The 20,621-nt window shown below is 30.1% G+C and carries 17 protein-coding genes; 13 read left to right on the top strand and 4 right to left on the bottom strand.

Going from position 1 to position 20,621, the window contains the following annotated elements; all coding sequences use genetic code 11:
* Positions 1–94 precede the first annotated feature (94 nt).
* The 3 genes from AAFN75_RS02640 (at position 95) to AAFN75_RS02630 (ending at position 2,107) form a co-directional block, all read left to right on the top strand.
* A complete protein-coding gene (locus AAFN75_RS02640; protein ID WP_144116661.1) occupies positions 95–364 on the top strand; it encodes a hypothetical protein in 270 nt (89 codons plus the stop codon).
* Positions 365–488: 124 nt separating this feature from the next.
* Positions 489–1,517, top strand: coding sequence for an XdhC family protein (locus AAFN75_RS02635; protein ID WP_411808108.1), 1,029 nt, complete (start codon positions 489–491; stop codon positions 1,515–1,517).
* The gene (locus AAFN75_RS02630; protein ID WP_411808107.1) at positions 1,517–2,107 is read left to right on the top strand and encodes an NTP transferase domain-containing protein; all 591 of its coding nucleotides are present in this window, start codon (positions 1,517–1,519) and stop codon (positions 2,105–2,107) included. Before AAFN75_RS02635 ends, AAFN75_RS02630 begins: the two co-directional genes overlap by 1 nt.
* 20 nt (positions 2,108–2,127) lie before the next feature.
* Here the strand turns inward: AAFN75_RS02630 and AAFN75_RS02625 are convergent, their stop codons facing one another.
* The 4 genes from AAFN75_RS02625 to AAFN75_RS02610 are packed head-to-tail and all read right to left on the bottom strand — an operon-like array spanning position 2,128 to position 5,318.
* Positions 2,128–3,642: an ATP-binding protein gene (locus tag AAFN75_RS02625; RefSeq protein WP_411808106.1), complete on the bottom strand. Its 1,515-nt coding sequence runs from the start codon at positions 3,640–3,642 to the stop codon at positions 2,128–2,130.
* A gap of 5 nt (positions 3,643–3,647) precedes the next feature.
* Positions 3,648–4,136 (bottom strand): Rab family GTPase, encoded by a 489-nt coding sequence (locus AAFN75_RS02620; protein WP_411808105.1) that lies wholly within the window; start codon positions 4,134–4,136, stop codon positions 3,648–3,650.
* Positions 4,123–4,941, bottom strand: a complete 819-nt coding sequence (locus AAFN75_RS02615) for a cell envelope biogenesis protein OmpA (RefSeq protein ID WP_411808104.1) — start codon at positions 4,939–4,941, stop codon at positions 4,123–4,125. The genes AAFN75_RS02620 and AAFN75_RS02615 overlap by 14 nt, the downstream gene beginning before the upstream one ends.
* 14 nt (positions 4,942–4,955) lie before the next feature.
* Positions 4,956–5,318 (bottom strand): fructose 1,6-bisphosphatase, encoded by a 363-nt coding sequence (locus AAFN75_RS02610; RefSeq protein WP_411808103.1) that lies wholly within the window; start codon positions 5,316–5,318, stop codon positions 4,956–4,958.
* A gap of 411 nt (positions 5,319–5,729) precedes the next feature.
* Between AAFN75_RS02610 and AAFN75_RS02605 the strand changes: the two genes are divergently transcribed.
* The 10 genes from AAFN75_RS02605 (at position 5,730) to AAFN75_RS02560 (ending at position 20,584) form a co-directional block, all read left to right on the top strand.
* Entirely contained in the window at positions 5,730–6,998 is a 1,269-nt protein-coding gene (locus AAFN75_RS02605; protein WP_411808102.1) for a tyrosine-type recombinase/integrase, read from the top strand.
* Between the two features lies 1 nt (position 6,999).
* Complete coding sequence (locus AAFN75_RS02600) at positions 7,000–8,046, top strand: hypothetical protein (protein WP_411808101.1); 1,047 nt, start codon at positions 7,000–7,002, stop codon at positions 8,044–8,046.
* Positions 8,047–8,155: 109 nt separating this feature from the next.
* Positions 8,156–8,440, top strand: coding sequence for a helix-turn-helix domain-containing protein (locus AAFN75_RS02595; protein ID WP_411808100.1), 285 nt, complete (start codon positions 8,156–8,158; stop codon positions 8,438–8,440).
* A gap of 74 nt (positions 8,441–8,514) precedes the next feature.
* The gene (locus tag AAFN75_RS02590; RefSeq protein WP_411808099.1) at positions 8,515–9,996 is read left to right on the top strand and encodes a hypothetical protein; all 1,482 of its coding nucleotides are present in this window, start codon (positions 8,515–8,517) and stop codon (positions 9,994–9,996) included.
* 132 nt (positions 9,997–10,128) lie between these two features.
* Positions 10,129–10,467, top strand: a complete 339-nt coding sequence (locus AAFN75_RS02585) for a hypothetical protein (RefSeq protein ID WP_411808098.1) — start codon at positions 10,129–10,131, stop codon at positions 10,465–10,467.
* A gap of 15 nt (positions 10,468–10,482) precedes the next feature.
* Positions 10,483–10,707, top strand: coding sequence for a hypothetical protein (locus AAFN75_RS02580; protein WP_411808097.1), 225 nt, complete (start codon positions 10,483–10,485; stop codon positions 10,705–10,707).
* A 612-nt stretch (positions 10,708–11,319) separates the two neighbouring features.
* Positions 11,320–14,175, top strand: coding sequence for a DEAD/DEAH box helicase family protein (locus AAFN75_RS02575; RefSeq protein WP_411808096.1), 2,856 nt, complete (start codon positions 11,320–11,322; stop codon positions 14,173–14,175).
* Positions 14,175–15,695 carry a restriction endonuclease subunit S gene (locus AAFN75_RS02570; RefSeq protein WP_411808095.1) on the top strand — a complete coding sequence of 507 codons (1,521 nt, stop codon included), beginning with the start codon at positions 14,175–14,177 and terminating at the stop codon, positions 15,693–15,695. The genes AAFN75_RS02575 and AAFN75_RS02570 overlap by 1 nt, the downstream gene beginning before the upstream one ends.
* Positions 15,692–19,060: an SMEK domain-containing protein gene (locus AAFN75_RS02565; RefSeq protein ID WP_411808094.1), complete on the top strand. Its 3,369-nt coding sequence runs from the start codon at positions 15,692–15,694 to the stop codon at positions 19,058–19,060. The genes AAFN75_RS02570 and AAFN75_RS02565 overlap by 4 nt, the downstream gene beginning before the upstream one ends.
* The gene (locus AAFN75_RS02560; protein ID WP_411808093.1) at positions 19,061–20,584 is read left to right on the top strand and encodes an N-6 DNA methylase; all 1,524 of its coding nucleotides are present in this window, start codon (positions 19,061–19,063) and stop codon (positions 20,582–20,584) included.
* Positions 20,585–20,621: the final 37 nt, after the last annotated feature.

Genomic DNA, 20,621 nt, shown 5'->3' with positions numbered 1-20,621 from the left:
TTTGTCTTTTTAATTTTCACAAAAATATATAATTGTGTAATTTTAAATAAAGTTTACCTTTTTAGTATTAATAGCAATTTAAAATATTCACGCAATGGAAAACGGTTATATCATATTAGGACTGATAGCACTACTGTTTTTAAGTATTTATGGTTTTTCTTATCTTTCTGTAGCCAGAGAGAAAATGAACCAGAAAAAACAACAACAGAAAGAGTTAGAAAAAGCACAACTTAGGCGTCAAGCTCGAATTAAAAATCAAGAGTTAATCGACGAGCGCGTAAGAAAATTTAACGAAAGAAAAGAAGAGATTCAACATGAGTTAATGTTGTTAAAAAAGATGAAAGAAAAGCAAAAAGTAAGTTAAGTATTTTTATCATCTAGAAAAGCTCCAATGTTTTAAACATTGGAGCTTTTTTTTTAACATTGATTTAGGTTTCTGTGGTATAAATAGCTATTTAATATTAAAATTCTTTTTCTATCTTAGTTGAATGACGCACGAATTAAAACTTATAGTCCAAGAAGCTAGAAAGAACCAAGTATTTGGCAATAAAAATGTTCTTGCTACGGTGGTGGATTTAGATGGTTCTTCTTATAGGCGGCCTGGTGTTAGAATGTTGTTGTCAAGCAACGGTGCCATGGTTGGCGCAGTTAGTGGCGGTTGTGTAGAAAAGGAAGTACAGCGTGGTGCTCAATCTGTTTTTAAAACAGGAGTTTCTAAAATGATGACCTACGATGGACGTTACCGCTTAGGTTGCGAAGGTGTGCTATATATCCTTTTAGAAACTTTTGAAGTTTCAGATGAATTTTACACAATATTTAATAGAAAATTAGAAGCGCGAGAATCTATGACTCTATCTTCTTTTTACGAAAAAAAAGATGGTGTTGAGGGTGATTTTTACTCTGTACTTGCTTTTGGTGAACATACAAAATTTAGGTTTTCATCTGTTAAGCGTGTTTCAATGGTTAAACACGCATTAAAAGTATTTAAGCAAACTCTATTACCCTGTTTTAAGTTGCTAATTATTGGTGGCGGACACGATGCTGTTAAGCTGTGTAAAGCAGCAGCGCTTTTGGGTTGGGATATACATGTTATATCTTCAATGAAAGACCCAAAGACGCTTAGCGATTTTCCAGGAGCTGTTGCGGTAACCTCTAATACTCCCGAAAATTTTGATACGAGCACTCTAGATACAAATAGTGCTGTTGTTTTAATGACTCATAATTTTGCTCAAGATTTAAGTTATTTAATAAAACTGCAACATTGCAAGTTGCCATATATTGGTGTTTTAGGATCTGCCAAAAGACGTAATCAACTTCAAAATGATTTATTCGAATATATCCCAGAATTAAAAGAAACATTTGCAAATAGCATTTATAGTCCTGCAGGATTAAATATTGGTGCTATTACGCCAGAGGAAATTTCAATATCTATTTTATCTGAAATTTTAGCTACCATTAGAAATAAAAAAGCAACTAGCCTTAAAACCATATCTGGTAAAATACATACCCAGTTGTAATGGATATTGCATTGGTAATATTGGCAGCAGGACAAGGTTCTAGAATGGGTGGTATAAAGCAATTACTCCCTTATAAAAACTCAACCTTATTACAGTATGTTATTAAACAAACTTTAGTTTCAAATGCTGGTCATGTAAGCTGTGTGCTTGGAGCTAATGCACAAGTTTTAGAAAAGGCATTAACGGGTAGTAATGTTACGATTATTAATAACCCAAAATGGGAACTCGGTTTAAGTTCTAGTATATCTGTAGCTGTTAGTTATCTTAAAACGCTAAAGCGGTTGCCTGAAGGTGTTTTGCTTTTGCTGGCGGACCAACCGCAGGTAGAATCAAACTATATTAATGAAATTATTGACTGTTTTAAAAATAACAAAGGAAAAATAGTGGCATCTAATTACGAGAATGGAAAAGGCGTTCCTGCATTATTTCCAGCTGTATATTACGATGAGCTTATAACTTTGAAAGGCGATAAGGGAGCTAAGCTATTTTTAATGAAAAATGATGAAAGCGTAATTGGTTTAACGCCGAATTCTAAAACTATATTGTTTGATGTTGATACCCCTGAAGATTACAAAAAGCTGCGTCTTTAAACGCTGGAGGAATGTTATGGTTATTTAAGGTTATTGTAGATTTTTTCTAAAATAATGGTTTCGTCAAAAGGTTTAGTAACAACATCATTTATTTTGGCCTGTTTAAAGCTTTTTAAATCCTCTTTAAAGGCTTGTGTAGATAAAACAATAATAGGTGTTTTTTTATATTCTCTTGAAAGATTTCTAACCGAAGCAGCTAAGTCCATTGCAGAAAAATCTTGAATGGTATTAGCTAATAAAATTAAATCGACATCTTTATTTATAATATTTGATACCAATTCTTCACCTTTAGAAATAATATTAATGTAAAAATGACCAGTTGCAGCTAATATTTTTAAAATAGTAAGTTGTATTAATTCTGAATCTTCAACTAATAAAATATGGTACTTCTTGTTTAATTTAGGTACTTGGTATTTTAATAATTCTTCTTTTATGCTTTCGCTATGGTTTGAAAGCTTAAAACTAAGGTTGAATATAAATTTTGATCCTGCGTTAACTTCACTCTCAACATTAATGTTGCCTTGCATTTCAGAAATTAAATACTTTACTATAGATAGGCCTAAGCCAATACGCTTATCGTTACGCGCAGCAGAATCTAAATGGTTAAACCTTTCAAAAATAGTATCGATTTTTGATGCTTCAATACCAATACCAGTATCAATAACTTCAAAGTGAATATTCGCTTTTTTAGCACGAACATAATTTAACGACACATTTAAAGTGATGCTTCCTGCATGCGTGTTGTTAATAGCATTGGTAATTAAATTAGCAATGATTTGCTTTAATCTATATTGGTCTCCTTTTACATATTCAGGCAGTCCTTCACGAAGGTTAAAAACAAACTCTAAACCTTTATTATTTGCTAAAATTTTAAAACCAGATATAATATCATTTAACAGTTTACTAAAGTCGAAAACTTTCTCGTTTAAGCTTAATTTACCAGATTCAATTTTCGAAATGTCTAGTATATCTTCAATTCTAGTTTTTAAATCTTTATTTGCAGATTGAATGATATCCAAGTAGTTTTTTTGATCGGCACTCAAATTACTATTAATAAGTAAATCGCTAAAAATAATGGATGCCGTTATAGGATTTCTTAGTTGATGGCTAAAGTTTGCTATAAAGTTGTTTTTAAAGGTTTCTTTTTCTAGTAAATACTCGTTTTTTAACTCTAAAACCTGAGAGTTTATAATGGATTCGTTTCTAGTTTGGGCAGTAAGTTGGTAGTTGTTATAGTGTTTTGTTAAATTCTCTAAAATAACAAGGTTTTCGTTTTTGTTTTGAGAAATAATGGTAATATCAGCGATAAGAATTTCATTTTCGAAATCGAGATTAATACATGAAAACTCAAAAGTTTCATCATTCCCTTGAAGTAAACCGCTTAATATTTCAAAAAACGGGTGGCACTCTTGTAAAAGCGATTTGGGTTGCACCGTAAAAAGATTATTATCCGTTTCTAGGACAGCTCCAAAATCATCTACTAAAATGTATTGAAAATTGTTCTGGTGATATTTTTTTTTATACGCTTCTAGCATGGCCCTTACATTAACTCTTTAGCTAATTTAGAAAAAAGAGATTCAACCCTACTACCATTTTTAGCACTTACAAATAAATCGACCAAATCATCAAATTTACCGTTGTATTGCGCTAAATATTCTTTATTAACTAAGTCTACTTTATTTCCTACAACTTTTAGGGGAGTCTTTGAGTAATTTTCATGCAGGTATTTAACTTCATTTTTTAAGTTTTCAAAGGTCGATGGTCTAGATAGGTCAAAAACGTAAATAAAGGCATGTGTACCTAGTAAATAAGATACTCTAGTTTTTTTTATATCATCTTGCCCTTCTAAATCCCAGATTATAAAGGAAACAGATTCGTCTTCAGCTATTTCTATAGTTTTTTTAGAAATATGAACACCTATAGTAACTTTATAATCTTCGGAGAATGTGTTTTCAACAAAACGTCTAATTAAAGATGTTTTTCCTACCCCAAAATGACCTATTAAAACAATTTTTTTAGATGTTATCATTGTTAAAGAAATCTTCTAGTTTTTGGGTTATTAATTCTTTGTTATTCAAAATATCGGACACTTTTTGTTTACTTGTAAAATCTAGTATTTTATCTTCTAATTTGTCTTGGTAAATAATGTTATATGCTCCAGATATAACCACTGCAATATAAAAAGAAGAAAAATTTTGGAGATGAATATGGTAAAGGTCGTAATCTATATGTTGTAAGTTCTGGCTTTCTTTTTTAAAGGCATCTTCAACAAAACTTTTAATGGCGGTTAGCATACCGGCAACCATATCTTCATCTGTTGTTTTGTTTTTAGAAAATTCTGCTAAAACAATACCAGACCCTTTCTCAATAATAATAACTTGCTCTATTTTAGTGTTGCTTAGTTCTTGTAGTATTAAATCGGATTCATTAACACCAGATGCTTTAGACTTCGCTTTTCTAAAAATACCTTTAAAAGAAAATGTGTTATTAACCTGTGTATTAATCTTATCGGATAATAACTTCATTTCATGCTGTATGTAGCGCTTTATCATTTTTCCTATAATAGGGAAAAGAGCTTCTACAACGTCATCTTGCGAGTTTTTAATTTCTTCCTTTAAAGTTTTGGTAATGGTTGGTCCTAAGGTTTTAGGAATTTCCTTTATAAAATTGTTTAGCTTGTCATCAATGATTGGATTTACCTTACTAGATAGTTTTTCCTTTTCATTAATAGTTTTTTCAAGACTTTTAATTTTTTTTTCAATAGATGAAGTAAACTCCCGCTCGTCTGTAAGCAGAATATCTTTAATGATACTTAGTTTTTCATCTTGATTCATTAGTGCAGTATTGTTTAGTCACTAATTTTCTCTCCCAATTTAATAAAAAGCTCACTTAGTAATTTTCGGTTTACTTTTTTATCATCAAGATTGTCTAGCTTATCTTCAACAGATTTTTCTAGATCAGAAATTCTAATATTAATATCTGTACTTAAGGTATCTATATTCTGTAAAATTTCAGATTCTACAGCACTCATTAAGTTTTGTAGTTCCTCTTTTTTAGCAATAATATCAGCTTTTAAAGCTTCAAATTCCGAATTGTATGCCTGAATGTTTTCACCAAAAATAAGTTCTTTAATGGCGTCAATTTTTGAATTAGCAGAATTAAGTTTGCCATTCAAATTTTCCGGAGTCTCATCTTTTACTTGTTCTTTCATTTTGCAGTAGTATTAACCTATAATACACAAAAGTAGTCTAAAAAACACAAAATTTGATATGTTTTTTGTTTTTTTAAGTCTTTAAACATGTAGCCCTTTATAGGGCTAAAAGGTAGTAAGTTAGCAAAAAAAAGGATATTAAGAAATCGTGGTGTTGTGTACTTATATCTAATTAAGACTTTCTTTTAAAAAAAAAGAGGACCATTGTTAATTTAATTTAGCAGTCCTCTTTTTTAATTGTGGAGTCGGAGACTATTGGTTTTAACATACTTTAACATAATACATTTTAGCTCAAACATCATGAAAGCCTTTGTTTTAAAGGTATTTTTTGTTTAATTATAAAAATGAATTATATTTGATTATAACATTATTGTCAACTATTTTGTCAACTGTATTGTCAACTGTAATTTTATGAAACATTCGTTTTTTTTAAAAGAACCACAAAAAAGAATAGGTAATAAACCAACCTTGATTTTATTCACTTGCCATTTTAATAGTGAAAAAAAGAAGTTCGTTTATTCAACTGGAGAACATATAAGGCCAATACATTGGAACTTTGAAGAAAACCGACCAAAATTAAAAGGAATACAAAAGGATGCTAATTCTAAGTCTATACAAACCCAATTAGATAGGTATTCCAATAAGTTTAATGAAACGGAAGGCTTATACACCAAAATAAACGAAAATTTCACGGTTAAAGTTCTTAAAGATGCTTTTGATGAAGAGTTTAAGAAAGTTTCAACTAAAAAAAATCATTTCTTTGATGTTTATGATGCCTTTACAGAAGAAAAGAAAAAAAGAAAGGAATGGAAACCAGCAACGGTAAAAAGGTATAAGAATATTAAAAATCATTTAGAGGAATTTGAGAAAAAGAAAAAGTATAAACTTACCTTCAGTAAAATAAATAGTAAGTTCTATACTGAATTTATAGATTACTGCTACACCACTTTAGACCATAACACCAATACGTTTTCCAGAAATATAGGTTTGTTTAAAACATTTATGTTCTGGGCTGTAAAGGAAAAATATACTTACAATGAAGTCTTTAAGGAGTTTGTGAAGCCAGAGCGTGTGATAACTAAAGAAATTGCATTGACTATTGACCAGGTTAAAACAATTTTTGAGTTTCAGCCAAAAAGTAAGGCTTTAGAGCGTGTTAAAGACATATTTGTTTTTCAATGTTTAACCGGGCTTCGATATGGGGAATTAAAACTTGTTAATGAAAGAACCATTGTTAATAATTCTTTAGTTATTCAAGAAGAGAAGGATGTTACCAAAGAAACCAGAGAAGTGCCTTTATTTGAAATATCCAATTACATTTTAAAAAAATACGATTATAAACTACCGTTACTGAGTAACCAAAAACAAAATGAGTTTATAAAAGATGTGTTTGAAGCTGCTAAATTTACTTTTGATGTAGAGTACAGCAGAACCAAAAACAAAATGCAGGAAACAAAGGTAAAACCATTTAACAAGCGTATTTCAACCCACACAGCCCGCAGAACTTTTGTAACGATTATGAAGAAAAAAGGCATTGCAGATAAAACCATTATGAACATGACTGGCCATAGGGATTTAAAAACCTTCAATACCTATTACAAAGTTGACAACATAGCAAAAGTAGATGCGGTTAATTTGGCCTTTGGCAGTATGGAATTACCTAAACTTAAAAAAGCGTAAAATGGAGAATATTATTGATGATTTAAAATTCATTGGATTATTTTCAAAACAATCAATATGGAAAATAAATCAACCTTTAATAAATAAATTATTACAAAAGAATATAATTGTAAAAGATGTTGAATATACTGTCGGAATGACCCAGTTAAACCTTGTTCCAGGGAATTGTAATAGGTTATGTTTTCCTTTGTGTTATGAAGGTGTATTTTACAAGCTAAGCGATCCTTTTTTTAGAGAATTATTTTTACAGATGGAATGGCATGTTAAAACTGCAATTGGTTCTTATGAAAATGAAATTGAAGAAATATTCTTTGAAATTGAATCATTTTTTAATACTGATAAAAAAATAAAATTCCTAAAAAGAAAATACAGGAAATATTACCCTAAAAATGAATATACATTATACTCCTTATATATTAATGATAATAAATGGAAAGAATGGGTTCTGCAAGAATTTTCAAATTCTCCAACGATATTAAAATTGTATTTAACAGGTAAAAAAGATGATTGGCTTACTTTTATAATTTATAATAATAAAGAATGTTTGCAAAAAGATTGCGTTTTTACATTAATGAGTAAATGGGGTAAGTTTCATAAAACTCAAAATATATTACACCTAATCAACAATAAAATCAAAGAACTAGAAAACGAAGTTGACACTACACAAAACACTACAAATAAAAATAAATCTACTCCCAATAAAACTCAATATACAAAAACTTTAAGAGAATTATTTAGTAACCCAAAAGAGGAGTATGATAGTGTTTTAAAGCTATTGATTAAAAACAATATTATTTCAGAAACTAAGAACGGATTAGAAATTATTGTTCCTGAAAAATATACACCAAAAAAAGGGCGACAAGCTTTTATTTGTGCCATTGGGTTGCAATTAAAAGAGAAAATGTATTTAAAATTTTGCACTGATGTTGACATTGTTAGAGCTTTTAATAATACGTTTTGTAATGTCAATATTTCTAAGCAAAACTATGACTCCTTGAAAATTTCAAATAAAATGGATGAATATATAAACCACTTTAGTTTTTTATAGTGTATTTGTCCTAATTTCTTTTGACTGTTTGACTGGTCAAGAATGGTCAAATAATTAATTTATACTTCTCTAATAGGTTTGCGGTATCGTTTAACAAAAACAATATCGTATGGCAAAAATTATTCAAATTAAAGAAATTACAGAAGACGAACTCTTTGGTCGTTTTGAAACCCTTATTGATAAAAAATTAGCAATTCTCACCAGCGTAGATAAAAACGTAAAATTATCAATCAAAAGTACAGCTGAAGAATTGGAGGTTGCTGAATTAACAGTCCACAACTACATAAAAAAAGGCATACTTCCAGCATTTAAAATTGGACGCAGGGTGTTTATAAAAAGAGAAGACCTTGACGAAGCATTAAAAGAAGTGAAATCATTAAAATACAAACGATAAAACAAATAAACCCTATTGTATTACCAGTACAATAGGGTTTTAATATTGTTTGTATATATAACACCCACAAACAGATGACGCAATATAATAAAAAATATAAAAAAAGTAGTGATTCGTCGGTCATAAAAAACAACTATTCATCACAAGAAATACCCCTTAATGAGTACATATTTACTACTGAAACCAGAGGTAATGGGGCTACATCAATAAAATTTGAGTATACTAAAACACTAAACTTTCTCCACAGCAGGGGCTACAGAGCTTTTAACAACGAGTTGATTTGTATTGTTGACAATATAGCTAAGGTTGTTTCAAGAGAAGATATTTTCAAATTTTTATTAAACCACATAGAATATACTTTTAAGGACGATAGTATTACCAATGCTTTTTATAAGGATGGGGAGAGTTTAATAATAAAAAAAGAAGGGTTGTTGCTTGGCATAAAAGAAGCTGAGAGAGAGCCTTTAAGAGATGATGCTAGCAACTGTTTTATAGCGTATAAAAATGGAGTTGTTAAAACTAGTAAATCAAAAATCGAGATCTTAAAATATTCTGAATTAGAATGTTTTGTATGGGAAGAACAGATAATAGACAGAAATTTTGAGTTTATCTCTTACTACGATATTAGCCCGAATGTGTATGATAAATGTTTAAGGAACTCAACAAATAACAGTGACCATTTTAAAAGTGTCATTTCTGCAATTGGGTATTTAGTACATAATTACAAAGACCAGCGCCTTACTAAAGCAATTATCATTAATGATGAAAATTTAGAAGAAGAAAATGAAAGGGGTGGTAGTGGAAAGGGGCTAATTGTAAAAGCTATAAGTAAGGTAAGACCTGTATTGATAATTAATGGAAAAAATGCGGATCCAATAAATGACCGTTTTTTTCTTCAAGGTGTAACGCAAAGAACCTGTGTAATTTCAATAGATGACCCAAAAAGGAATATGAATTTTGAATCGTATTTCTCATACTTAACAGAAGGTATGACTGTTGAAGAAAAGCACAAAAAATCCAAATTCATTCCTTTTAAATATAGCCCTAAGTTTTCGTTTACAACCAACTATACAGTTAAAGGGGATTCCTCAAGTCATAGAAGGAGGAGGTTCGACATTTTTATTAATGGTTATTACAGTAGCGAACATACTCCGGACAAAGATTTTGGTCATGAGTTTTTTGAAGATTGGGATAAATCTGAATGGAATAAATTTGACTTCTTCATTGCTAAGTGCGCACAAACATTTCTTAAAAAAGGATTGGTTTCTTACGATAGTCACGAATTGAAACTTAAAAAATTGAGAAATGAAACTTCCGCAGATTTTTATGATTTAATGGAGAACCATTATAACCAACATAAAATACAGTATTCGTTTTCTGAAGTAAGGGCAAAATTGGTTTCTACCTATGGTAATAAATATGAGTTTGTAAATAAAGATTACAAATTAATAAGCCGTTGGATAAGTATGTATGCCAACTATAAGGGGTTTGGGCTAGTAACAGACCGAAAAAGCGAGGGAATATGGTTCTGGTTTGTCATAGATAAGAATGATTAAAAATGTACATCATGTATGTTATTTCATAATAATGCGTATAAAAAAAATAAAAGAAGAGAATATATTTTTTAGAAATACATACATCACATACATAGTGTCACTTTAAAATAGTAATTGTTAAAAATTAATGAAATGAACCAAAGAGATAAAAATCTAAGGAGAAAAATAATTATTAGTAAAACTCAAACAGAGTTTAAAAATATGAAAGCTGATGACCCTTTCATGGACGCAGTATCAATCTGGATTAAATTTAAAGAAAGTAAGAATATAATCCCTATCTATTTTTCTTGTACGCTACAAAGTTTGCCAAACGACTATTTGTTAGAGGGCATTATTACACGCTCTTTAAAGTACACTTCTGATAAGTATAAAACGGATAATTCTTTAAGTATTTTAAACATAAATCTAAAGACCAAAATAAACACAGATAAACGTGGTAGAATAATATTTATAGATGCAACAAAAAAGTAACTTAATTTTTTTAAAATGGAACAACTGATTTTTAAAATAAAAACTAAAAAAGAACAACCAAAAAAGTGGCATAGTGGTGTTGTGCAGAATGTACATGAAGATTATTTGTTTGAATTGGTAGAAAGGGAAATAATTTATGAATACAAACCCACCAGTAAGCTGGATAAAGAAAAACTTATAGCCTCGCTAAAAAGTTATTTTTTAAAGGAATTAAAGGCTTTTTCGGTAACCGTTGAATAGGTGCATATTATAAAAAATCCATTGGGACCAAAATGACAATCTTAAAAAGTATTCCGCAATACCTATTGGATTTTCTTAAAGTCTTTATAAATGACAGCTCATTCTTCAGAGAATTACAAGAATTGACTTTCAATGAAAAAAAATGTCATTGATGTAATGATAAAAAATATTTGGTGTGGTTTATTTATAAACACCACACAAAACACCCATATACCAAGTTAAATACCACATAAAACGTCCAAAACCACACCCAATGCACCATAACATTGGTGCACTCAATTAATAATACCACACCAATATACCCAACATTTGTGTGTTTTGCTTGTAATACTCCCGACAATACCCACAACCACACCGCATTTTAACATAATACACCCGCAATACCCAAGTAATCGAATGTTCAAGGTCATAAAACACCACACAAAAACACACCACCCACCACCACAATATATAATAACTGTTATTAAGGTTTAATTAGATTCGAACAATAGTTTTTTGTTGCACCAAATACTAACTCAATATCAAGTAGTTGTTTTTTTACAAGAAATTTATCAGATTAGCTAGAAAATATGTAATTTGCTTAGCTAAAACTAAAAAAGTTTATTTCAATTAATGTCTGATAATATCAACCAAAATCCTGAACAAATAGCTCGTGATAAAATTGACGAAATGCTACGTGAAGCTGGGTGGTTAGTTCAGTCTAAAAAGAAAGTTGACTTATCTGCTGGAAAAGGAGTTGCAGTTCGTGAATACCAAACTGATGTTGGACCTGCCGACTATGTTCTGTTCGTAAACCGAAAACCTGTCGGAATTATAGAAGCTAAACGTGAGGACGAAGGACACAGACTTACAGTTGTTGAGGAACAATCCTCAAACTACGCAAACGCAAAACTAAAATACTTAAACAACGACCCTTTACCTTTCGTTTATGAAAGTACAGGAACAATAACAAGATTTACAGATTACAGAGACCCAAAACCAAGAGGTAGAAATGTTTTTAGTTTTCATAAACCAGAAACAATTGCAGAATGGTTAAAAAAAGGGCAACCTCTTCGAGAAAGATTGTTGTCAATTCCTGCACTAGATGAAACAGGACTTCGTCCTGCTCAAATTGTTGCAGTTAATAATTTGGAACATTCTTTTAAAAAGAACAGACCAAAAGCCTTAATCCAAATGGCAACTGGAGCTGGAAAAACATTTACAGCTGCAACATTTGTGTATCGTTTGCTAAAACACGCAGATGCAAAACGTATTCTGTTTTTGGTTGACACCAAGAACCTTGGCGAGCAAGCGGAACAGGAATTTATGACTTTTCAGCCAAATGATGATAACCGAAAATTCACAGAACTTTACAATGTTCAGCGTTTATCATCAAGTTATATTGCTTCAGATAGTCAAGTTTGTATTTCAACCATACAACGCCTCTACTCTATTTTAAGAGGCGAAGAATTAGAAGAAAGTGCGGAAGAAGAAAATCCAAATGAAAATTCGTGGATTCAGAAAAAAACAGCACAACAAAAAGCAGTTCCCGTTGAGTACACACCAAAAGTACCGATTGAACAATTTGATTTTATTGTAATAGATGAAGCTCACCGTTCTATTTATAACTTATGGAAACAAGTATTAGATTATTTTGATGCTTTCTTAATTGGTTTAACAGCAACACCAGACAAAAGAACCTTTGGTTTTTTTAATGAAAATGTAGTTAGTCAATATACGTATGAAGAATCTGTGACAGATGGCGTAAATGTGCCTTATGATGTGTACAATATCGAAACTGATATTTCGCAAAATGGTGCAATGATAGAATCTGGTTGGTTTGTAGATAGAAGAGATAAACTAACACGTAAAAAACGTTGGCAACAAGAAGATGAAGATACCGATTACAAACGCAACGATTTAGACAAAAAAGTTGTTAATCCTAGTCAAATTAGAAACATAATTCGAGAATATAAAAGAGCATTAAAAACAACTATTTTCCCAAAAAGAATTGACGAAAATGGAGATTACGAAGTGCCAAAAACATTAGTATTTGCAAAAACAGATAGTCACGCAGACGATATTATTAAAATAATTCGCGAAGAATTTGACGAAGGAAACGACTTTTGTAAAAAGGTAACTTACAAAGTAAAACAAGACAAAAAAGATAAAAACGGTATTATAATTGAAAAAGGAGAAGACCCAAAATCTATATTAAACCGTTTTAGAAATTCTTATTATCCACGTATTGCAGTTACCGTAGATATGATTGCGACTGGAACAGATGTAAAACCTTTGGAAGTTTTGTTGTTTATGCGAGATGTAAGAAGCGTCAACTATTTTGAGCAAATGAAAGGTCGTGGTACACGAACAATTAATAAAGACACCTTACAATTAATATCTAAAACAGCCAAAAGCAAAACGCATTTCGTTATTGTAGATGCTGTTGGTGCTACCAAATCTAAAAAGACAGATAGCAGACCCTTAGAGCGTAAACCGTCTGTGGCAATGAAAGACTTATTGGGCGCAGTAACAATCGGAGTTGCTGACGAAGATTTGTTTTTATCATTAGCAAATCGTTTAATCAGATTAGAAAAGCAAATCACAGAAAAGGAAAAAGACAGGTTGTTAGCCTTTTCTGGTGGTAAAAACTTAAAACAAATAACCAAAGAATTAATTACAGCATTCGACCAAGACGAAATTGAAACCAAAGCACAAATTGAGATTGACAAAATTTCTGTACAAAACCAAACACCTGCTTTAATCGAAGATGCAAAAAAGAATGCTCAAGAGCAATTGATTTTAGAAGCAAGTAAAACTTTTAACGGAGAATTAAATGGCTATTTAGATAATGTACGTAAACAACACGAACAAATTATTGATAGTGTAAACATAGATACAGTTACAAAAAGTGAATGGGAAACAACTTCTGTAGATAAAGCAACGGAGATTGTAAAAGATTTTACAGAATATTTAGAAGCCAACAAAGACGAAATTAAAGCTTTGAGTATTTTTTATAACCAACCTTTTAACCGTAGAAATATTACATTTAAAATGATAAAAGATGTGATGGAAAAACTACATTTAGAAAATCCATTATTAGCACCAGATTATGTTTGGGATGCTTATTCTACTTTAGAAGAAGTAAAAAGCAAACAACCCAAAGACGAGCTAACTGCTTTGGTATCTCTAATTAGAAGAGCTTGTGGAATAGATAGTGAATTAAAAGCCTACGACAGCACAATTGAAGCTAACTTTAATAAATGGATTTTTAAACAACACACAGGACAACACAATCGTTTTTCACAAGAACAATTAGATTGGTTACGAATGATAAAAGACCACGTTGTTAGTAGTTACCATATAGAAATAGACGATTTAGATTATACACCTTTTGATGCCAAAGGCGGAAAAGGAAAAATGCACCAATTATTTGGTAACCAAATGAATGAAATTATTAACGAACTCAATGAAGTACTAGCAGCATAATGAAAGAAGATTGGATAGAAGCTGAGTTAGGAGAAGTATTTGAAACCGTTACAGGAAATACACCTTCAAAAAAAGACAAAGACAATTATGGTTCTGAAATACCATTTATAAAACCACCTCAAATAAATAATAATTTTCTTAAAACTTCGACTGAATTTTTAAGTGTAAAAGGGAAAATAAAAGCACGAATTTTGCCAATAAACTCTGTTTTAGCTACCTGTATTGGTAATTTAGGAAGAATTGGAATTAACAAAGCGGAAGTTGCTTTTAATCAGCAAATAAATGCTATAAAACCAATTTCTGGTATTGAACCAAAATATACATTTTACCAAGCCCAATCTGTTAGTTTTAGAAATCAGTTGGAAAAATTAAGTACTTCTACTACTGTTGCATTAGTGAATAAAACGAGTTTTAATTCTGTAAAATTCAAAATTGCGCCTTTACCAATTCAAAAAACAATTGTAAAGAAAATAGAGGAGCTTTTTAGCAGTTTAGATAGCGGAATTGCCGACCTTAAAAAAGCACAATACCAATTAGTAATTTACAGGCAAGCTGTTTTAAAAAAGGCTTTTGAGGGAGAATTGACAAAAGAATGGCGAGAAAAACAAGCCAATTTACCTACTTCTGAAAAATTATTAAAACAAATAAAAGAAGAACGTCAAAAACATTATGAAACTCAAGTAAGCAATTGGAAAGAAGCAATTAAAGAATGGGAGAAAAGTGACAAAACTGGTAAGAAGCCTTCTCGCATTTCAAAGCCTAAAAATTTTCCAGAAGTAAAACTTGAAGAAGTTGAAAATTATGATTCCATACCAAATAGTTGGTTTTGGACAAGATTTGGAACTATAACATATAAAATTGGAGATATAGACCATAAAATGCCAAAAACAGTTGAAAAAGGAATGCCTTATGTATCAACTGGAAATATAGGTAAAGATGGTAAAATTGATTTTGATAAAGCGAAACAGATATCAAGAGTTGATTTTTATAGATTAGCACTAAAGATAAAACCAGAAAAAGGAGATATTATTTTTCCTAGATACGGAACAATTGGTAGAAATATATTAATTGATTATGACAAAGAATTTTTGGTATCATACTCTTGTGCTATTATTAAGAATATAACTAAAATTATGGACGAAAAATTTGCATTGTATTATTCTTTATCGCCTGTAATCAAAAGAGAAATAAATAGATATGTTGTAGAAACAACACAAGCAAATATTGGTATAGCCTCAATAGAAAGCTTCGTTTATCCTCTATGTTCAAAACAAGAACAGCACCAAATAGTTTTAGAAATAGAGAGCCGTTTATCGGTTTGTGACAAGGTAGAAGAAAGTATTAAAGAAAGTTTGCAAAAAGCCCAAGCCTTACGCCAAAGCATCCTTAAAAAAGCATTTGAGGGTAAATTACTAAATGAAAATGAAATTGCTAAATGTAAAGCAGATAAGGATTATGAACCTGCTAGTGTTTTGTTGGAGAAGATAAAAAAAAGAAATAATCAAATAACAGTAGTATGAATAGAATAGTTACACAAGATAAAATAGCACAATCATTAGCTGTATTTGCGTCTAAGATTAGTATTCTAAGTGCCAATAATGAATTTTCTTGGAATTCATTAGCTGAAAATATTTTTATTCCTTTTTTGAATTTGGCTCTTGATGGCAATTTTGTAAATGAAAATATCGAAACATTCAAAAACTCACCATCAATTGATTTAACTGATAAAAATAAAAGAATTTCAGTTCAAGTAACTTCTAGTGGTAATTTTGCAAAAGTCAAATCTACACTTGAGAAATTTTTTGACAATTCTTTTGAAGACGATTTTGAAAGTTTGTATTTTTTAATTTTAAAAGATAAAAAAGGATTTAATATTTCATTAGACCAAAAAGAACAATTAAGTAATATTATTCAAGATAGAATTGTTTTCGACTCAGATAAACACATTCTTGATTTTGGTAAACTCTACACTTTAAGTACTAGAATAAATCTAGATGATTTAATAGATATAAACTCTAATTTAGAAAAAGAGCTCGGTAATTTAAGCAACGAATTAATTAAGAATAGTCCAGCAGTTATAGTTTTGTTTGATGATGAAATCGTTGAAACAGCTTATTTAATTATTAAAGGGCTTTTGGAGAGAGATTTAAGAATAAGGTATTATTCCGATGCCCTCGAAAAATTAATCAATGACAAAGGTTTAGAATTAAAGTATTGTCAAAGATTATATGATATTAGTGCTAAAAGTAGTGCTACATTAATTTTATCTACTAAAGAATATGTAGAAAAAATTGAAAAAAATCAAATTCCTAATTTGGAGTTGGAAACACTTAAAAACCCGCATTTAAAACATATACTAATTAAATTTGATCACAATTCGACATTTAGAAATTTTGATTGGATATCCCCCACAATAAGAAGGGGTAATGTTAATAATCTAAATTTTATTTTAAATTATGCGAGCAATGAATTACATAAAGTTAATAAAGTAATAGAAATTCAGGATTATTCTGATTTTGAAACAATAATTAAGCTCTATGATACAAAGGCGTCATTTGGTCCAGTAATTAGCGTTAGAGATTCTAAAACCAAAATAGGTTATAAGCTACTATCCTCAACCAATAATTTGATGGGTATTAATACAAATTATTTGTTTATATCTAAAGGAAGTTTATTAAAACCAACCGCTCTACAATTTTATAGGGAGAATCCAAGCTTAAAGCCAAAAAAAGATAGTATTATACTTTTTCTTCCAAAAGAAAGGGGTCAGGTTAGATTAGAAGAAAGAATTACTAATGCTCAAAAAGCTTTTAAAGCAAAAAAAACTTTTTATTTAGATGAGTTTATTAGTAAACATGTAGCTAATGATATAACTGTGCAAGATCCAAACACAAAATTTAGCTCAACTAATAATTTTATTGAACCAGAATTAAAAGCTATAGAAGGAGAGTTGTCAGATTTTGACCAAATTGAAAACTGGATATTATCAGAATTTGATCCAATTTTAATAATAACTGGTGGTGGCGGAATTGGTAAAACTACACTCGCTCGTGAAATTGCAGATAGATATTATCAAATTAACACAAATGCTAAAATTGTTTTTATAGAAGCATCTAACCCTCAAGTAATAAACAACCTAATTAGACTTTCCGAATCAAAAAAAATAGATTTATATGATTTTTATTCAGCAATGGATACAAATTCTAACATAAGTCGAGATTTATTTCGGGTAACTATAGATAACGGAAACTTACTTCTAATAATTGATGGTTTGGACGAAGTTTTTTCTCGAATTCCAGACTTTGATGTAGAATTTTTTATAAAAAGTGTCAGCAATGATTTTGTAAAACAAATTGGTGTTGGAAAAGTACTTCTAACTTGTAGAACATATTTTTGGAAGGAACAAATTTCTAAGGAAAACAGCATAAATCACTTTGAAATCGAACCCTTTAATTTGGATCATGCTAATCAATTTTACACTAGAAAATTTAATGACTCAAAAAAAATAAAAAAGGCGATAACACTATTAGCTGAATTAGATATTGAAAAAAGCGACGGTCAAAAGTTTTTACCTTTCGTAGTTGATATAGTAGGTGAAATTATTGATTCAGAAAATGACATACTAGTTGAGCACGAAGAAATTAATTTAAACTATTTAGACACAAGAGAGCAAAATGATTTTATTGTATATCGTTTACTTAAACGTGAAAAAATCAAGATAGGAATTGATATAGTTGATCAAATAGAATTTATGATTCATTTGGCTGTATTTTACCAAGGCTCGATTAAAAAAAATGAAATAAATAGATTAAAAACAACTGGTCTAAAATTCAATATTGACGATAAAAAAATTGAATCATTAAAATCACATCCTCTAATTAATGTAGGCGATAATCAAATTGGATTTAAATATGATTTTTTCGAATTGTTTTTTAAAACAATTTATTTATCTGAATTCATTTCTATTGAAAGTCATGAAATACTTAGTAAACAAGTCATTGATATTTTATTGCAAGAAGGAAAATTTGGATCAAGTTTGTTTTATGAGGTTGCTAAAAGAGTACATTTAAACTGGAGTGAGAATGAAATATTAAAAATTTCAGACCTGATAGAATCTGTAAATGATTTTGATTTTATAGATTATAAGGAGCCCCAAATTGTTAAGCATCAGGTCAAGTCTTCTTTATTTGCTTTGGCTTTAATGATTAACCAAATTCATTACAATAATCAAACTTCTACAAATACAATATTATTAAAATTAATGTTTGGTTCGAACAATATTATTAAAGGTTTATCATTAGTAAACTTTGGGATTCTTGACGGTAATATAAAATTTGATTTTTCTGATATTAGATTAGAAAATTCATATTTTGATTCTTATGATTCTTTTTGGGAATGTAAGTTTAATGATGAGACTACTTTTGTTGATTCTACTTTCTTTAATATGTCTGATTATTCTAGATCCAATTCGCGTGGTATAAAAATGAGCAATTTTGTAAATCCAAGACATGATACCTCTTTTGAAAACTATTTTCATGAGCAAATGCAAGGAGCAATTTCACTAAGAAGCAATATTGCGAACAGTTTGGTAAAATATTTTAAAATATTTTATACTTATGGTGCTATTCATAATAAAGACAATAAATCAACAATTCATGCTCAGTATCATTCAAAATATAAAAAAAACTTACCTATTGATGTAATTGAGAAGGTTTTAGTTCAGTTCAATTTATTAAAAATAGCTTTTGATAAAACAAGAAGAGAGGATGTTGCATCTTTAAGTTATGACTTTAGGGAAGACATCTTCAAATTTATTCATGAAGGAGTTGAATCGAATAAAATGAAAAAAGCAATTGATTTAATGCTTCAAATAATAAATAATTAAATGACAGATTCAAGTATAATATCAAAAATATGGAACCTCGCAAACGTGCTTCGTGATGATGGAGTAGGTTATGGAGATTATTTAGAGCAAATCACCTATTTGCTATTCTTAAAAATGGCAGATGAATTAAATAAACCACCTTATAACAAAGGTTTGGTTTTTCCTAAATTAAAAGATGTTGAAGGAAATGAAGTTGCAGATGCAGAAATTGCCAATTGGGAAACTTTATCTAGCAAACGTGGTGCAGAGTTAGAATCTTTTTACAGCCAATTATTGCGTACACTTTCCACAGAAAAAGGAACGCTTGGGCAGATATTTACAAAGAGCCAAAATAAAATACAAGACCCAGCCAAATTGCTCAAAGTAATCAATCTAATTGATAAAGAAGATTGGTCAATGATGGGAGCAGATATAAAAGGTAAAATCTACGAAGGACTTTTAGAGAAAAACGCAGAAGACACCAAAAGTGGAGCTGGACAATACTTTACACCAAGAGCATTGATAAAAACTATGGTAGCGTGTATTCAACCCAAACCAACGAAAACCATTGTTGACCCAGCGTGTGGAACAGGTGGTTTCTTTTTAGCTGCTTACGATTGGATTGTAGCCAACAATAAATTAGACAGAGAAGAAAAGGAATTTTTAAAGAACAAAACCTTTTTTGGAAACGAGATAGTTGCTGGTACGCGTAGATTGTGTTTAATGAACATGTATTTGCACAATATTGGAGAAATAGACGGTGAATCGTTTATAAACCCTAATGACGCTCTAATTGCAGATGATGGAGAACGCTATGATTATGTATTAGCAAATCCACCTTTTGGCAAAAAAAGCAGTATGACGTTTACCAACGAACAAGGAGAAATTGTAAAAGAAGATTTAAGTTATAATCGTCAAGATTTTTGGGAAACTACTTCCAATAAGCAACTAAATTTTTTACAACATATAAAAACGCAATTAAAAATAAATGGAGAAGCGGCTGTTGTGCTTCCTGATAATATTTTATTTGAAGGTGGCGCTGGCGAAGAGGTTAGAAAGCAACTAATGTTAACAGCAGATTTGCATACAATTTTGAGATTGCCAACTGGTATATTCTATGCTCAAGGAGTTAAAGCAAATGTATTGTTTTTCAAAAACAAGCCAGCTAGTAAAGAAGCTTGGACAAAGGACATTTGGTTTTATGATTACAGAACAAACGTACATCACACGCCAAAGAAAAGTCCAATGCGTCAAGAGCATTTAAAAGAGTTTGTAGAATTGTATAATGGCAAGAACATTAACAAACGAAAAGAAACTTGGAGCGAAGAAAATGAAGAAGGAAGATGGCGAAAATACACGTATGATGAAATCATTGCGAGAGACAAAACGAGTTTAGATATTTTTTGGCTGAAAGATAAAAGCTTGACCGATTTAGATAATCTTCCAGACCCAGATGTTTTAGCAAATGAAATCATTGAAAACATCGAATCTGGTTTAAATAGTTTCAAAGAAATAATGGAAACGCTAAATGGAGAAACGGAATAGGGACATTAGCTTATAAGATATGAAGTTAATTTATTTT

Origin of the sequence: Algibacter sp. AS12 (genome assembly GCF_046736315.1) — a bacterium.
Classification (GTDB): Bacteria; Bacteroidota; Bacteroidia; order Flavobacteriales; family Flavobacteriaceae; genus Algibacter_B; species Algibacter_B amylolyticus.
The sequence above is the reverse complement of the archived record's forward strand: the minus strand, read 5'-3'. Positions and strand labels throughout refer to the sequence as shown.

Excerpts from the sequence above, each read along its gene's own strand:
- AAFN75_RS02640 (WP_144116661.1), top strand. The coding sequence starts at position 95 with ATGGAAAACGGTTATATCATATTAGGACTGATAGCACTACTGTTTTTA.
- AAFN75_RS02635 (WP_411808108.1), top strand. The coding sequence starts at position 489 with ATGACGCACGAATTAAAACTTATAGTCCAAGAAGCTAGAAAGAACCAA.
- AAFN75_RS02630 (WP_411808107.1), top strand. The coding sequence starts at position 1,517 with ATGGATATTGCATTGGTAATATTGGCAGCAGGACAAGGTTCTAGAATG.
- AAFN75_RS02625 (WP_411808106.1), bottom strand. The coding sequence starts at position 3,642 with ATGCTAGAAGCGTATAAAAAAAAATATCACCAGAACAATTTTCAATAC.
- AAFN75_RS02620 (WP_411808105.1), bottom strand. The coding sequence starts at position 4,136 with ATGATAACATCTAAAAAAATTGTTTTAATAGGTCATTTTGGGGTAGGA.
- AAFN75_RS02615 (WP_411808104.1), bottom strand. The coding sequence starts at position 4,941 with ATGAATCAAGATGAAAAACTAAGTATCATTAAAGATATTCTGCTTACA.
- AAFN75_RS02610 (WP_411808103.1), bottom strand. The coding sequence starts at position 5,318 with ATGAAAGAACAAGTAAAAGATGAGACTCCGGAAAATTTGAATGGCAAA.
- AAFN75_RS02605 (WP_411808102.1), top strand. The coding sequence starts at position 5,730 with ATGAAACATTCGTTTTTTTTAAAAGAACCACAAAAAAGAATAGGTAAT.
- AAFN75_RS02600 (WP_411808101.1), top strand. The coding sequence starts at position 7,000 with ATGGAGAATATTATTGATGATTTAAAATTCATTGGATTATTTTCAAAA.
- AAFN75_RS02595 (WP_411808100.1), top strand. The coding sequence starts at position 8,156 with ATGGCAAAAATTATTCAAATTAAAGAAATTACAGAAGACGAACTCTTT.
- AAFN75_RS02590 (WP_411808099.1), top strand. The coding sequence starts at position 8,515 with ATGACGCAATATAATAAAAAATATAAAAAAAGTAGTGATTCGTCGGTC.
- AAFN75_RS02585 (WP_411808098.1), top strand. The coding sequence starts at position 10,129 with ATGAACCAAAGAGATAAAAATCTAAGGAGAAAAATAATTATTAGTAAA.
- AAFN75_RS02580 (WP_411808097.1), top strand. The coding sequence starts at position 10,483 with ATGGAACAACTGATTTTTAAAATAAAAACTAAAAAAGAACAACCAAAA.
- AAFN75_RS02575 (WP_411808096.1), top strand. The coding sequence starts at position 11,320 with ATGTCTGATAATATCAACCAAAATCCTGAACAAATAGCTCGTGATAAA.
- AAFN75_RS02570 (WP_411808095.1), top strand. The coding sequence starts at position 14,175 with ATGAAAGAAGATTGGATAGAAGCTGAGTTAGGAGAAGTATTTGAAACC.
- AAFN75_RS02565 (WP_411808094.1), top strand. The coding sequence starts at position 15,692 with ATGAATAGAATAGTTACACAAGATAAAATAGCACAATCATTAGCTGTA.
- AAFN75_RS02560 (WP_411808093.1), top strand. The coding sequence starts at position 19,061 with ATGACAGATTCAAGTATAATATCAAAAATATGGAACCTCGCAAACGTG.